Origin of the sequence: Aeromonas sp. 603404, assembly GCF_049171775.1 — a bacterium.
Classification (GTDB): domain Bacteria; phylum Pseudomonadota; class Gammaproteobacteria; order Enterobacterales; family Aeromonadaceae; genus Aeromonas; species Aeromonas veronii_A.
In genome coordinates this window covers 47389-60240 of record NZ_JAAKPE010000018.1, presented here as the reverse complement: position 1 = coordinate 60240, position 12852 = coordinate 47389, and the positions used below count along the sequence as shown (strand labels likewise).

The 12852-nt window shown below is 61.4% G+C and carries 13 protein-coding genes and 1 pseudogene; 8 read left to right on the top strand and 6 right to left on the bottom strand.

What is annotated here, in order from left to right; translation table 11 throughout:
- Nucleotides 1–8 precede the first annotated feature (8 nt).
- Nucleotides 9–755, top strand: a complete 747-nt coding sequence (locus G5306_RS19030) for an SDR family oxidoreductase (RefSeq protein WP_064335364.1) — start codon at nt 9–11, stop codon at nt 753–755.
- 61 nt (nt 756–816) lie between these two features.
- Here the strand turns inward: G5306_RS19030 and G5306_RS19025 are convergent, their stop codons facing one another.
- Entirely contained in the window at nt 817–2289 is a 1473-nt protein-coding gene (locus tag G5306_RS19025) for a C69 family dipeptidase (RefSeq protein WP_421313470.1), read from the bottom strand.
- Nucleotides 2290–2764: 475 nt separating this feature from the next.
- Here G5306_RS19025 and G5306_RS19020 point away from each other — a divergent pair, with 475 nt between their 5' ends.
- Both G5306_RS19020 and G5306_RS19015 read left to right on the top strand, forming a co-directional pair.
- A complete protein-coding gene (locus G5306_RS19020; protein WP_019446593.1) occupies nt 2765–3220 on the top strand; it encodes a hypothetical protein in 456 nt (151 codons plus the stop codon).
- 143 nt (nt 3221–3363) lie between these two features.
- On the top strand, nt 3364–4515 hold the full coding sequence (locus G5306_RS19015) for an iron-containing alcohol dehydrogenase (RefSeq protein ID WP_162519565.1): 1152 nt from the start codon (nt 3364–3366) through the stop codon (nt 4513–4515).
- A gap of 89 nt (nt 4516–4604) precedes the next feature.
- On the opposite strand, the gene G5306_RS19010 is transcribed toward G5306_RS19015, so the two are convergent.
- From G5306_RS19010 to G5306_RS19000, 3 genes are all read right to left on the bottom strand, one after another.
- Nucleotides 4605–5063 carry a methylglyoxal synthase gene (locus tag G5306_RS19010; RefSeq protein ID WP_005354960.1) on the bottom strand — a complete coding sequence of 153 codons (459 nt, stop codon included), beginning with the start codon at nt 5061–5063 and terminating at the stop codon, nt 4605–4607.
- A 171-nt stretch (nt 5064–5234) separates the two neighbouring features.
- The gene (gene bfr, locus G5306_RS19005) at nt 5235–5711 is read right to left on the bottom strand and encodes a bacterioferritin (RefSeq protein ID WP_005354959.1); all 477 of its coding nucleotides are present in this window, start codon (nt 5709–5711) and stop codon (nt 5235–5237) included.
- 144 nt (nt 5712–5855) lie between these two features.
- A complete protein-coding gene (locus G5306_RS19000) occupies nt 5856–6062 on the bottom strand; it encodes a bacterioferritin-associated ferredoxin (protein ID WP_111901511.1) in 207 nt (68 codons plus the stop codon).
- A 136-nt stretch (nt 6063–6198) separates the two neighbouring features.
- Here G5306_RS19000 and G5306_RS18995 point away from each other — a divergent pair, with 136 nt between their 5' ends.
- Together G5306_RS18995 and G5306_RS18990 are read left to right on the top strand one after the other, a co-directional pair.
- Nucleotides 6199–6510, top strand: coding sequence for an HlyU family transcriptional regulator (locus G5306_RS18995; RefSeq protein ID WP_005354958.1), 312 nt, complete (start codon nt 6199–6201; stop codon nt 6508–6510).
- Nucleotides 6507–8573: a tRNA(Met) cytidine acetyltransferase TmcA gene (locus G5306_RS18990; protein ID WP_255910857.1), complete on the top strand. Its 2067-nt coding sequence runs from the start codon at nt 6507–6509 to the stop codon at nt 8571–8573. Before G5306_RS18995 ends, G5306_RS18990 begins: the two co-directional genes overlap by 4 nt.
- On the opposite strand, the gene G5306_RS18985 is transcribed toward G5306_RS18990, so the two are convergent.
- The gene (locus G5306_RS18985; protein ID WP_255910860.1) at nt 8560–9279 is read right to left on the bottom strand and encodes an SDR family NAD(P)-dependent oxidoreductase; all 720 of its coding nucleotides are present in this window, start codon (nt 9277–9279) and stop codon (nt 8560–8562) included. The genes G5306_RS18990 and G5306_RS18985 overlap by 14 nt on opposite strands.
- Before the next feature lie 181 nt (nt 9280–9460).
- Between G5306_RS18985 and G5306_RS18980 the strand changes: the two genes are divergently transcribed.
- From G5306_RS18980 to G5306_RS18970, 3 genes and pseudogenes are all read left to right on the top strand, one after another.
- Nucleotides 9461–10477 carry a chemotaxis protein gene (locus G5306_RS18980; RefSeq protein WP_005335957.1) on the top strand — a complete coding sequence of 339 codons (1017 nt, stop codon included), beginning with the start codon at nt 9461–9463 and terminating at the stop codon, nt 10475–10477.
- Nucleotides 10478–10652: 175 nt separating this feature from the next.
- Nucleotides 10653–11119: pseudogene (locus G5306_RS18975) on the top strand (hypothetical protein).
- 17 nt (nt 11120–11136) lie between these two features.
- Entirely contained in the window at nt 11137–11751 is a 615-nt protein-coding gene (locus G5306_RS18970) for a superoxide dismutase (RefSeq protein WP_421313469.1), read from the top strand.
- Nucleotides 11752–11835: 84 nt separating this feature from the next.
- Here the strand turns inward: G5306_RS18970 and G5306_RS18965 are convergent, their stop codons facing one another.
- A complete protein-coding gene (locus tag G5306_RS18965) occupies nt 11836–12777 on the bottom strand; it encodes an ElyC/SanA/YdcF family protein (protein WP_421313468.1) in 942 nt (313 codons plus the stop codon).
- Nucleotides 12778–12852: the final 75 nt, after the last annotated feature.

Here is a 12852-nt window from a genome sequence, read left to right as displayed (position 1 = left end):
AGGTTCAGATGATTGCAATGGTAACGGGCGCCTCGTCCGGTTTTGGTGAAGCCATCAGCCGCCAGCTGGTGCAGGCAGGCTACAAGGTGATCGGTACCGGTCGCCGTGCCGAGCGGCTGGCTGCGCTGGCCGACGAGCTGGGCGAGCAGTTTCTGCCGCTGGCGTTCGACGTGCAGGACAAGGCGGCCACCCGCGCCGCCATCGCTGGCCTGCCAGCCGCCTGGAGCGAGGTGGATCTGCTGGTCAACAACGCCGGTCTGGCGCTGGGGCTGGAGCCGGCCCACAAGGCGGATCTGGAAGATTGGGAGCAGATGATCGCCACCAACATCAGCGGTCTGACTCTGCTCACCCGATTGCTGCTGCCGGGCATGGTGGCGCGCAATCGCGGCCACGTCATCAACATCGGCTCCATCGCCGGTACTTACCCCTATCCGGGCGGCAACGTCTACGGCGCCACCAAGGCGTTCGTGAAGCAGTTCAGCCTCAACCTGCGTGCCGATCTGGCGGGCACCGCCATCCGCGTCACCAACGTGGAGCCGGGCCTGTGCGGCGGCACCGAGTTCTCCAACGTGCGCTTCCACGGTGATGATGCCAAGGCGGCCTCCGTCTATCAGGGGGTGGAGGCGATCCAGCCGGAAGATATCGCCAATACCGTGCTCTGGGTCAGCCAGCAACCGGCCCACGTCAACATCAACAGCATCGAGATCATGCCGGTGGCGCAGACCTTCGGCCCGCTCAATATCAGCCGTCGCTGATTGCAGGATTGGCTGAAACGAAAGAGGCTCCCGTGGGAGCCTCTTTGCGTTGGCGAGCCGGTCACAGGCTCATGATCTTCTTGAACTCCTCCGGCGAATACTTCTTCTCGGTGCGCTTGGTGAGATCCGTCATCAGCTTGTAGCGCAGCGTTTTGGCCATCTGATAGGTCTGCTCCAACTGGCCATAAGAGTAGTCGGCGGCCAGCCCGATGGCGGTAGCCTTGTCGCTGGCATAGGCCTGCTTCAGGCTCTTGTCGAGCAGGGCCACCTCCTTGTAGAGCTTGGTGCTCTCTTTGCTCCAGACGCCGCGCAGCAGCGGCAGGTATTTGTCCGGATCGGCGCTGGCCAGCGCGGTCAGGCTGCGGAGCTGCCAGTAGGCGGAATCGTCGGAGTAGCTGTCGCTGCCGGTGCGATAGGGCAGGGGATAGTTTTCCAGGGTGTTGTAGAGCGGCACCATCACAGATTCGGCCAGCACGCCGTAACTCTGCCAGATGAGCCCCTGCAGCTCTTTGGGCATCTCCTTGCGCAGCTGGATGACGTGGGATTCCAGCTGGCGATCGACGCGGATCGGCCGCTCCGCCTTGCCCGCGAGCGGCGTACCGTCATAGGTGGCGCTCAGCACCCTGGCTACGTCCGGCAAGGCGATGGGGGCATCCGGCTTCATAAACAGTGGATATTGCGCCTGCCGGGTCGCCTGTTTGTGGGAGGCCGTCAGCATGTTCTGGCCGAGCCACTCCCGATCCACGTTGTAGGGGTCGGCAATCACTCCGAATGCCTTGGCGAAGTTGAAATCTTTCGGGTCGGCGTTATCCAGCAGTTTGTGCTCGCGCACGAACTCCAGCAGCTTGGGCGAGTGCAGCACATCGGCGCTGTCGAGATTGACGCCGTGGATGCGCAGGCCGTTGGCCACCATGGCGTAGCTGTCGTCCGGCACCCGCACCGCGATCCAGTGGTGGCCGGAGCCAATCTCCATCAGCCAGGCTTCGTTCACATCCGCCAGATAGAGGCTGTTGCCCTCACCGGCACCATATTGCTCCACATAGCGGCCGAGCAGCTCGACCCCCTCTTTGGCCGTCCTGGCTTGCGGCAGGATCAGGGTGGGGATGATGGCTTCAATCACTCCCTTCTCAATCAGCGGATCGGCTTTCCGGGCCTTGTCGTTGACCTCGGCACTGGTGGTGGCCGAGATGGCGACGTTGAACTCGTTGATGCCGCGCTCTTCATAATATTTGCCTGCCGGGTCGCTGGTGGTGGCATCCCAGTCGTGGATGGCGGAGTAGGCTAAGAACGCCTTGGGCATCGGCACTTCCAGCCCGTTGCCCAGTTTCCAGAGTTTGCCCTCGTTCTGCTGCGCGGGCCGGAAGGCGAGGTACTTGTTCCAGTTGTTGACGCCAAAATCCTCGTTTCTGGCGATCATCACGCTGCCATCGGCACTGGCCCCCTTGCCGACGATAAGACCGGTACAGGCGTCGGCACTGGTGCCAAGCAGGGTGAGCAGGGTGGCGGAGAGAAGACTCAAGGTGTGTTTTTTCATAGTTATGCCCGAAAGGTTGAGGTGAGTGAGATTCAGACGAGGGGATGAGGTGTGGGGAGGCTGCAACTCCGAACTGGCAGCGGAGTGAGCACGACAGATTGGTCTGCCTGTTATTGGTTTTTCGAACAGATCATCCATGACACGGCTGGCTGGTTGTGATGTGCGCCAAAATTGTATTCCCGAGTGGTTGTTTATTTTGTGATCGAGCTGCGGTTCCTGACTTTTCTCTGGCGTCGTGGTGCGCGGACGGCGAAATGTGCCAAAACAGCGAGAACCGGCAGCAGATGAGTCATGATTCTGACGCCAGCCTTGCGTGGGGGACGTGGCGAGATCCGCCATAGCGCGGGATCTTGCACCATCTGACAAGTTGGCCTGTAACTTGCTGGTTTAATTGATAATGGTGGGGCCTGACGCCCCATGTGACCGGATCAGCCTGTGCCCATTGCCGCAGATGCGCACTGAATTGGAGCCCCCCATGGATATCAAACCCTACAGCCAGCAGCTTGCCCAGAGCGCCTCCAACAACCGCGCCCTCGCCACCCTCAACAGTGCCAGTAGCGGCGGTCAGGGCGGTGGCTGGGAGGAGATGGTCAGCCTCTCCACCCAGCGCATGACCGGCCAGGCCCAGCAGGTGCTGACCTACGAACATCTGGCCAAGAACAACAAGTTGCCGCCGGCGCTGGATATGAGCTCCGACAAGGGGGGCGTGGTGCAGCAGCTGGTGGACAAGGCGCTCGGGTTTGATCGCAAGAAGTTCAACGAGATCGAAGAGAAGCTCAAGACCATCGCCGACAACAAGAAGCTGACGCCGGAAGAGCGGGCGGAGCAGAGCAAGCCGCTCAACGAGCAGCGAGAGGCGATGCTCAAGGAGGCGATGGATCGCCTGACCGGCAAGAAGAGCTCATCCAAAGATGAGGCCAAAACTGCCTGATCCTGCCGTTGTTCTGAGATCTACCCGGTCGGCACCGATGGGCCAGTGTCGACCGCCGATGGGCAAGCTTCTGCCACCTCTTTTGACCTCACCTCCCCACAGGCGCACAATGTCCGCGCATTGAGCCAGTCGAGGAGTCCGCCGTGTACAACTTCCAATATGCCAATCCGACCCGTATCTGTTTCGGCGAGGGGCAGATCGCCAGCCTGCCCGAACTGATCCCGCCCGGCAGCCGGCTGCTGGTGCTCTACGGCGGTGGCAGCATCAAGCAAAACGGCGTCTATGAGCAGCTGACCCGGGCGCTGGAAGGGGTGACGTGGCAGGAGTTTTCCGGAATCGGCGCCAACCCCAGATTCGAGCTGTTGATGGAGGCGGTGGCGCAGGTGAAGCGCGAGCGCATCGACTTCCTGCTGGCGGTCGGTGGTGGCTCGGTAGTGGATGGCACCAAGTTTGTCGCGGCGGCCGCCTGCTATGAGGGGGATGATCCCTGGGATATCTGCGGTAAACAGGCGAGTGTGCACAAGGCGCTGCCGATGGGCTGTGTGCTGACCCTGCCAGCCACCGGCTCCGAGAGCAATCCCACCTCGGTGGTGAGCCGGGGGGATGTGAAGATCTCCTTCAGAAGCCCGCTGGTGCAGCCGCAATTTGCGGTGCTCGACCCGACCACCACCTACAGCCTGCCGCCGCGCCAGACCGGTAACGGAGTGGTGGATGCCTTCGTCCATATTGCCGAGCAGTACCTCACCTTTCCGGTGGGAGGTGAGGTACAGGATCGGCTGGCGGAAGGTTTGCTGCAGGTGCTGGTGGAGAACGGCCCCAAGGCGCTGGCGGAGCCGACCAACTATCAGGTACGGGCCAATCTGATGTGGGCCGCCAGTCTGGCGCTCAACGGGCTTATCGGTTGCGGGGTGCCGCAGGATTGGGCCTCTCACGCCATCGGCCATCAGCTGACGGCGCTCTATGGGCTGGATCACGGCCAGAGCTTGGCGGTGGTGCTCCCCTCACTGCTGCGTGAGCGGGCGAGCCAGAAGCAGGACAAACTGGCCCAGTTTGCCGAGCGGGTGTGGCATTCGACCCGCGAGGACAAGGCCCTGCGCATCGAGGAGGCGATCATCCGTACCGAGCAGTTCTTCCAGAAAATGGGACTGGGTACCCGGCTGGCCGACTATGGCCTCAGCGAAAGTTGCATTCCGGCGGTCTGCTCCAATCTCAAGCGGGTGGGGCGCACCGCGCTCGGTGAACAGCAGGATATCGACCCGGATCGGGTGGCGCGCATTCTCGCCCGCGCGCTATAAGCCGGCGCCGGTTTGTGTCCCTGGCTGATTCATTTTCCCAATTAAAGAGGGCCGCTTGTTGCGGCCCTCTTGCATGATGGGTTAGCCGATCACTCGGTGCGTGCCTTCAGATAACCGGCGTAATCCGGGATCTGCACGCTGAACGCTTGCCGCATATGGGGGCTGTCCATGATGAAGTCGGCGGTCGCCTCGTTGGTGGCGACCGGGATGTTCCAGACCGCCGCGAGGCGCAGCAGCGCCTTCACGTCCGGATCGTGGGGTACCGCATTGAGGGGATCCCAGAAGAAGATCAGCACGTCGATCTTCCCTTCGGCAATAAGGGCGCCGAGCTGCTGGTCGCCCCCCATGGGGCCGGAGAAGAGACAGGTGATGGGCAGTTGTGCCTGCTTGCCGAGCATGGTGCCGGTGGTGCCGGTTGCATAGAGGTGGTGGAGCTTGAGTTCCTCCTTGCGGCGCATCACCCAGTTCAGCAGAGGGGTCTTCATGTTGTCGTGAGCCACCAGTGCCACCCGTTTGTGGGGCGCCATCTCGCGTGCAATCTGTTCCATGGAAATCGTCCGTAGCATTGTTATTGGCAGAGAGCCGTATCCTAATCGAAAGCCATGACAGATGCTGTGTCGGGCGTATTAACTGTGATCCTGTCGAAAAGTTTTCGGGTCATGGCTGCTCAAATGAAGAGACCCGCGCTGGCGGGTCTCTTTGCTTGCTGGCCTGCTGGCTCAGGAGCCGTGATGCAGTTGCGACTGCTGGTAGTTTTCCAGCCCGATGCGATCGATAAGATCGAGCTGGGTCTCCAGCCAGTCCACGTGCTCCTCCTCATCCTCCAGGATCTCCTGGAACAGGTCGCGGCTGATGTAGTCCTGCACCGACTCGGCATAGGCGATGGCTACCTTGAGGTCGGGGATGGCATCCATCTCCAGCGACAGGTCGCAGCGCAGCATCTCTTCGACGGTCTCGCCGATACGCAGCTTGCCCAGATCCTGCAAATTGGGCAGCCCTTCGAGAAACAGCACCCGCTTGACCAGCTCGTCGGCGTGTTTCATCTCATCGATAGACTCGTGATACTCCTTGTGCCCGAGCGCCTTGAGGCCCCAGTCATCGTAGATGCGGGCGTGCAGGAAGTATTGGTTGATGGCAATCAGCTCATTGGCCAGCACCTTGTTGAGGTGGGCAATGATCTTGGGATCTCCTTTCATCGACAGTGCTCCTTGGTTCGTGCCTGAGGCTTCGATCGTTAGAGCTTAGTCCAGAAAAGTGACAATAAGAGGTCTGGCGAGCCAGCTCGCCTGAGAGAAGGGGGGACCCTGTTGGCGGGTCGCATCAGAAAAGAGGTGTCCGGATCAGGCCACTTCGTAGTAGAGCACGGGTTGCTCCTGCTCCAGCTTGTCGAGCTCGGCTGCAATGATCTCCATGGTCATGCGCACGCATTTGCCACATTGGGCGCCCACCTCGAGCGACTGCTTGAGCTGGCGGAATTCGCTTTTACCTGACTGCACCGCTTTGCGGATCTGGGTATCTGTGATGCCGCGGCACAAACAGACGTACATGATGATCACCTCTTGTGGAATGAGATGAAATCTAAATGAGAATGGTTCGTAGTGCAAATAACCATTGGTAATAAGATCCCCTGCTTGCCACTGTGCAACCCCTTGGGGACAATGCTGGCAACCAGAGGAGATCACCATGCTCAAGAAACTGTTCAGCGCCCTGTTCGGGGGCGAGCCGACCAAGGCGCCGGAAGTCACTCCCACCGAATATGCCGGCTATCTCATCTATCCGGAGCCCATGGCCGAAGGTGGCCAGTATCGGTTGGCAGGGCGCATCACCAAGGAGCTGGACGGCGTGCTGCAAACCCACCGTTTCATCCGCTCCGATCTGTTTGCCAATCCGGCCGATGCTGAGCGTTTCATGGTGCAGAAGGCCCACACCTTTATCGATCAGATGGGAGATCGCATGTTCGAGCCCCGCAAACCGGCTGACAGCCAGGCTTCATGACGCCGCCTGAGCTCAACAGCCTGCGCAATGCGCTGGCCCGCGCCGGCGAGCGGCGCCTGATCAGGCTGGAGGGGGAGGAGGCCGACTGCATTGCTCGCGCCCAATCCCTGCTCAGCGAGACCGTCTTCTGGCTTGGCGCCGGGCCCGAGTGTTATGCCCCGCAACCCGCCGCCAAGGCGCTGCAGCGGCTCGGTCAGGAGTGTGACACGCTGGTGTTAAACGCCTTCAGCGGCTTTCATCCCGACGCCTTCGGGGCGCTGGCGGGCACTCTTCGCGCCGGAGGCTTGCTGTTGCTGCTGACCCCACCCAGAGCGCAGTGGCCCGCATGGCCGGATCCCGACCGGATCCGGCTGGTGGCCCAGCAGGAGGAGGCGAGCCGGGCGGGCCACGGCTTTATCGCCCGGCTGGTGCGGTTGTTGGAAGGTGATCCCGCCCTCTCTCTGGAGCCGCCGGTTTGCTCGCAGCCGTGGCAACCGATTGGGCCGGAGCGCAGGCTGAGCTGCGATCAGACACGGGCGCTGCCCGCCATCCACAAGGTGTTGCACGGTCATCGCCGTCGGCCGCTGGTGCTGAGCGCTGACCGCGGTCGTGGCAAGAGTGCGCTGCTGGGGCTTGCTGCCGCCGAGCTACTGCGTCAGCAGCCCGCGCTGAACATAGTGGTGACGGCCCCCTCGCAGGCAACGGTGGCGACCCTGTTTGCCCACGCCGCTCGCGTGCTAGATACTACACCGGAGCAGCTGGCCGGGCTGAGCTACTGCTCGCCGGATCGGCTGGTGCACGAGGCGATTAATCCCGATCTGCTGCTGGTGGATGAAGCGGCCGCCATTCCGACCCCGCTGCTCGAGACCATGCTGGCCCGCCACAGTCGCATCGTGTTTGCCACCACCGAGCACGGTTACGAGGGGACGGGGCGCGGTTTTCACCTGCGCTTCAAACGGGTGCTCGATAGCCAGACCCCGGAGTGGCAGGAGATCCACCTCTCTGAGCCCATCCGCTGGAGTGAGCGCGATCCGCTGGAGCCGCTGATTTTCCGCCTGCTCGGCCTCAATGCCGAAGTGGCAACTCCCTTGCCGCCGACCAGCCCGAGCTGGCGTCTTATCTGTCAGGAGGCGCTGGCGAGCGACGAGGCGTTGCTCAACCAGCTGTTCGGCTTGCTGGTGCTGGCTCACTACCAGACTACGCCGAGCGATCTCAGATCGCTGCTGGAGAGTCCAGATCTCGACATCCATCTGCTGGAGCAGGATGCGAGCCTGCTGGGAGTGGCGCTGGTGGCGCGGGAAGGGGAGATAGAGCACGAGCTGGCCGAGGCGATTTGGGCCGGGCGTCGCCGTCCGCGCGGCCATCTGCTGCCCCAGTCGCTGCTGGCCCACGCCGGTTTTAAAACGGCGGGGGCGCGCAGCTACGCTCGGGTGATGCGTATCGCCATCCATCCCGAGCTGCATCGCCACGGGTTGGGGTCGCTGCTGCTTGGCAAGCTTGAGGAGCACTATCGCCAGATTGGCACCGACTACCTCGGCTCGGCCTTTTCGGCCAGCGCCGACCTGCTCCCCTTCTGGCGCAAGGCCGGACTGACGGTGCTGCGCATCGGTCTGCAACGGGATGCCGCCAGCGGCTGCCACGCAGCCCTGCTGCTCAAAGTGCTGAAACCCGAGCATGAGCCCGAGCTGGATCAGTGGCAGCAGCGTTTTGTTTGCCAGTTGCCGACCCTGCTGGCGGGTGAGTTGAGCGCGTTGGATCCCGAGTTGGTATGGCAATGTCTGCAAGGCAGCACCGTCACCGCGCCGGAGCTTGGCGAGTTCGAGCGTGACGAGATTGAATGCTTTGCCCTGCATCACAAGCCGTTCGAACTGAGCCAATCCAGCCTGCAGTTGTGGTTGGCGGGCAATCTGGTCCGGTTGGCCGAGCTCACCCCGGATGAGCGTTATCTGCTGATCGCCACCATCTGGCAATATGCCGACTGGGGAAGACTGGCTGCGAGGTTGCAACTGGCGGGCAAGCCCGCCGTGATCAAGAGGTTGCGGGCGCTGCTGGCGCGTCTTCTGATCTCCCCTACCACTCGATAGGTTTGCCCTGCCAGTCGAGAAAGCTCAGCTCGCCATCCGGTTGCAGCCGGTTCATCAGCTTAATCAGATGGTCGGCTACCAGCTCGGGACTCTGCACATTTCCCGCCGGTACATTGGCGTGAAATGGGCGAGAGAGTTGGGTATCCACTGTGCCGGGATGGAAAGCCAGCAATTTGATGCCGGGGGCCCGCCGGGCCAGCTCGATGGCGGCACACTTGAGCAGCATGTTGAGGGCGGCCTTGGATGCGCGATAGCCATACCAGCCGCCCGCTCGGTTGTCGCCAATGCTGCCGACCCGAGCGCTGAGAACGGCCAGAGTGCAAGGCTCGCGGCCAAACAGCGGTAACAGCTGGCTGATCCAGCGCAGCGGCAGCAGGGCGTTGGTCTGGTAGAGACGGGTCATGGCATCGAGATTGATTGCTTCGAGCCGCTTCTCTGGCTGGATCTCCCCCTTATGCAGGATGCCGTTGCAGATCACTACCCTGTGCGGTTTCGGCGCCAACTCCGCGATGCGGGCCACCACTTTTGCCATCTGCTCATCGCTGTAGTCACAACATAGCCAGTGCAGGGCCGGCGAAGAGGCTCCTGCTGGTGCGGGCTGACGACTGATGGCAATCACTGGCCCGACACCAGCCGCCAACCAGTGTGCGACCAGCGCCGCCCCGATACCGCCAGAAGCGCCAATCACGACGATACCTTCACTCATCTCAGGCTCCTTATCAGCGCATGGATTTGTCCTGATTGGCAGATACGATCGTGCCAGCCTGCGGGATCAAGCGGTTAACGCTGCAATCTTGCCGAGATCCGAGCCGCTGGGTGAATTCCATTCCTATACTGAGGGAAAACCGCAGCGGTCTGCTGCCCGCGCAACCAGAATGAGAGTCACCATGATGTCCAAAGATGGGGAAGAGCGTAAATCTATCCTGACCGAAAGTGGCACCAACGAGCTTGAGATCATCGAGTTTCACCTCAAGAAGCAGCTACCGGACGGCCGTGAAAAAACCGCTTATTACGGGATAAACGTCGCCAAGGTGCGCGAGGTGATCCGGGTGCCGGAGACCACAGATTACCCCAACGCCCAGCGTCATATGGTAGGGGTCTTCTCCCTGCGGGATCGGTTGATCCCGCTGGTGGATCTGGCGGGCTGGCTTGGCATCAAGACCAACCCTGACCCCAGCCACAAGGTGGTGATCGTCACCGACTTCAACAAGATGGCCAACGGTTTTCTGATCGATAGCGTCAGCAGGATCCACAGGGTCTCCTGGGAGGATGTGGAGTCCCCCAGCCAGTTTCTGGAAGCGGGGGAGAACGACTGCGTGGTGGCCGTGGTCAGGCGTGATGGCAACCTCATCATGATCCTCGACTTCGAGAAGATCATCGCCGATATCAACCCCGAGCTCAGCATGGAGAAGTACGACGTCACCCAGGATCGCAAGGTGCTTATTGACGATCGCATGATGGCGCTGCGTCAGGGTAAAACCATTCTGGTGGTGGACGACTCGGCCTTTATCCGCAAGATGATCGAAACCACCCTGCGCACCGCTGGCTACAACGTGATTACGGCCAAGGACGGGGGAGAGGGACTGGAGATGATGACGGATTTCGATCGTCTGGCCCAGGAGGAGAGAATGCCGGTGACCGGCTTCGTCAATGCGGTGATCACCGATGTGGAGATGCCGCGCATGGATGGTATGCACCTGCTCAAGCGGCTGCGGGATACCCCCTCCTACAAGGAGATGCCCATCGTGATGTTCTCCTCCCTGATGAGCGATGACAACCGCCAGAAAGCACTGCAACTGGGGGCCAACGATACCATTACCAAGCCCGAGATAGGGCGCATGGTGGGGATGATGGATCACATGCTGCTTGGAATTGCCCCGCCCTCGCCTGCCAACAACATCTGACCTGCCATTAACTTCCAATTGGCCGGTCGAATTCACTGACCGGTTGCCTCAAGCGGCCACTCCTTGCCAAGGGGTGGCCGCGCTGTTTTGGCTGTTTGCTGCGATCCCGACACCCCTTGTCTCCCGGATACGATTCATGTAATGATAATTATTATCATTTGTTGGTGTGAAGCATATGACAGCAACCTGGGTGAAGGGGTGGGTCGAGTCGACCGAAGGTGGCAGCAGCATGAGTCACTGGAAACAGCAGACCCGAGAGGGCAACCGGCTGTTTGACTGCGGCGAGTATCATCAGGCGTTGGCCCATTATCAGCAGGCGCTCTGGCTGGCTCGTCAGCAATTGGTGCAGTGGCATGACGCCGATGAGGCGGTGGCTGCGCTGGTTGTGGCTCACCACAATCTGGCGGATCTGCTGGTGGCCATGACTCTGCCCGATCGCGCCGCCGACCTGCTCTGCTATGTGCACGACTGCCTACTGGCGACCTGTCACTCCCCCGCTTGCGAGAGGCCGCGTTGCGCCATACCCGCACAACCCGTGCCGAGTTGCTGACGTTCGTACAGCGCCACGGCAGCCACGCCGGGATCATGCGTTCGCTCGGTCACTGCCTGTGTCAGAGCGAGCCCTCATCCCGGCTCCATTAATCCGAACAGAGGTCATCATGAGCCATACCCTGCCAGCCCTGAACTATGCCTACGACGCACTGGAACCCCATATCGATGCACTGACCATGGAGATCCACCATAGCCGTCATCACCAGACCTATATCAATAACCTCAACGCCGCACTGAAAACGGCGCCCGAGCTGGCCGCACTGCCGGTAGAGGAGCTGCTGCGCCGCTTCGATACCCTGCCTGCCACCTTGCAGGGGGCGGTCCGAAACCATGGCGGCGGCCATGCCAATCACTCCCTGTTCTGGCTGGTGATGAGCCCGCAGGGGGGCGGTGAGCCGGGTGGTGAGCTGGCCCTGGCCATCGAGCGGGAATTGGGGGGATTCGATGCCTTCAAGCAGGCCTTCACTCAGGCGGCCCTGAGCCGCTTTGGTAGCGGCTGGGCCTGGCTGGTGGTGGACAAGGCGGGCAGATTGCAGGTGGAGAGCAGTGCCAATCAGGATAGTCCCCTGATGCATGGCCATACCCCGATCCTGGGGCTGGATGTGTGGGAGCACGCCTACTATCTCAAGTACCAGAACAAGCGTCCTGACTATATCGCAGCCTTCTATCAGGTGGTGGATTGGGCCGAAGTGGCCCGCCGCTATCAGGCAGCGCGAGGCTGACCTGGTCGCTGGGAATGGGTTTGCAGTACAGCCGCCACAACCCGCGCAGTAATAACAAGACCCGCCAGTTGGCGGGTCGTCTGTTTATGGTGTGGCAGTGCTGACGCTGGCGGCTGAAGGGATCATCGGCAATGTGGGCAAGGCCGCGCTGGGCATCTCGGCGGTGGTTTGTGCCGCGGGTTTGGCGGGAGTGACCGGCTCAGTGGCTGCCGCTGCGGATAACGCAGGAGTGACTTGTTCAGTCGCGGCAGATGGAGTAGCCGACTCGGTGGCAACCGAGGCAGAAACTGCCGCTGGCTTGGCCTCATCCACCGCCGGTTTGGGCTGTTTGAGGCAGGGTTGCAGGCTGCCGATGGTGCTCAGTGACTGGCAAGGCACAGGCAGACCGATGGGGACCGGTGCCCCGAGGAACTTGGGTCCCTTGTCCAGCACATAGAGGTCGAGCAGCCCCATCAGGCGGGCAAAGACTTCCCGCACCCGGGTGCGGATCCCCTGATAGGCGCTGGGATCCTCGGCATTGAAGCCAACCGCGTCGATACCGAAATGGCGGGCGATGAAAATGGCCCGCTCGTTGTGAAAGCCCTGGGAGACCACGGTAAAGCGCTCCTGGCCGAACACCTCTTTGGCTCTAACCACTGAGTCGAGGGTGCGGAATCCGGCAAAATCCATATAAATGGCGGAGGCGGGGATGCCCGCCTTGATCAGGGCGCGGCGCATCTGGCGCGGCTCGTTGTACTGCACGGTGGCGTTGTCACCGGATACGATGATGAAGTCCACCTTGGCATTGTTGTAGAGCTCGGCCGCCGCCTTGATGCGGTATTTGAAGTAGTGGTTGGGGCCGCCACCGGAGAGATATTTGGAGGTGCCCAGCACCACCGCAACCCGGTTGTAGGGCACCTTGTCCACCCGATCGTAGGTGTAGTGACGGGCATCCGAGACGATCCACTCGCTGTAGCCCAGCAGCATGGCAATCAGGGCCAGCAGCAAAACGAGGCAGGCGAGGAGGATCTTGGCAAACTTCTTCATGCGCGGTGCGGTCAGGGTCTGAAGTTGGGAGTGGCTATCGGCATTCTATTACAACTCGGCCGCTGGCGTCAGGCT

What these genes read in the sequence shown, in the direction of transcription:
- G5306_RS19010 (WP_005354960.1), bottom strand. Translation starts at nt 5,063, where the DNA reads ATGGAACAGATTGCACGCGAGATGGCGCCCCACAAACGGGTGGCACTG.
- G5306_RS18965 (WP_421313468.1), bottom strand. Translation starts at nt 12,777, where the DNA reads ATGAAGAAGTTTGCCAAGATCCTCCTCGCCTGCCTCGTTTTGCTGCTG.
- G5306_RS19020 (WP_019446593.1), top strand. Translation starts at nt 2,765, where the DNA reads ATGGATATCAAACCCTACAGCCAGCAGCTTGCCCAGAGCGCCTCCAAC.
- G5306_RS19030 (WP_064335364.1), top strand. Translation starts at nt 9, where the DNA reads ATGATTGCAATGGTAACGGGCGCCTCGTCCGGTTTTGGTGAAGCCATC.
- G5306_RS19000 (WP_111901511.1), bottom strand. Translation starts at nt 6,062, where the DNA reads ATGTACGTCTGTTTGTGCCGCGGCATCACAGATACCCAGATCCGCAAA.
- bfr (WP_005354959.1), bottom strand. Translation starts at nt 5,711, where the DNA reads ATGAAAGGAGATCCCAAGATCATTGCCCACCTCAACAAGGTGCTGGCC.
- G5306_RS18985 (WP_255910860.1), bottom strand. Translation starts at nt 9,279, where the DNA reads ATGAGTGAAGGTATCGTCGTGATTGGCGCTTCTGGCGGTATCGGGGCG.
- G5306_RS18990 (WP_255910857.1), top strand. Translation starts at nt 6,507, where the DNA reads ATGACGCCGCCTGAGCTCAACAGCCTGCGCAATGCGCTGGCCCGCGCC.
- G5306_RS18980 (WP_005335957.1), top strand. Translation starts at nt 9,461, where the DNA reads ATGATGTCCAAAGATGGGGAAGAGCGTAAATCTATCCTGACCGAAAGT.
- G5306_RS18970 (WP_421313469.1), top strand. Translation starts at nt 11,137, where the DNA reads ATGAGCCATACCCTGCCAGCCCTGAACTATGCCTACGACGCACTGGAA.
- G5306_RS18995 (WP_005354958.1), top strand. Translation starts at nt 6,199, where the DNA reads ATGCTCAAGAAACTGTTCAGCGCCCTGTTCGGGGGCGAGCCGACCAAG.
- G5306_RS19025 (WP_421313470.1), bottom strand. Translation starts at nt 2,289, where the DNA reads ATGAAAAAACACACCTTGAGTCTTCTCTCCGCCACCCTGCTCACCCTG.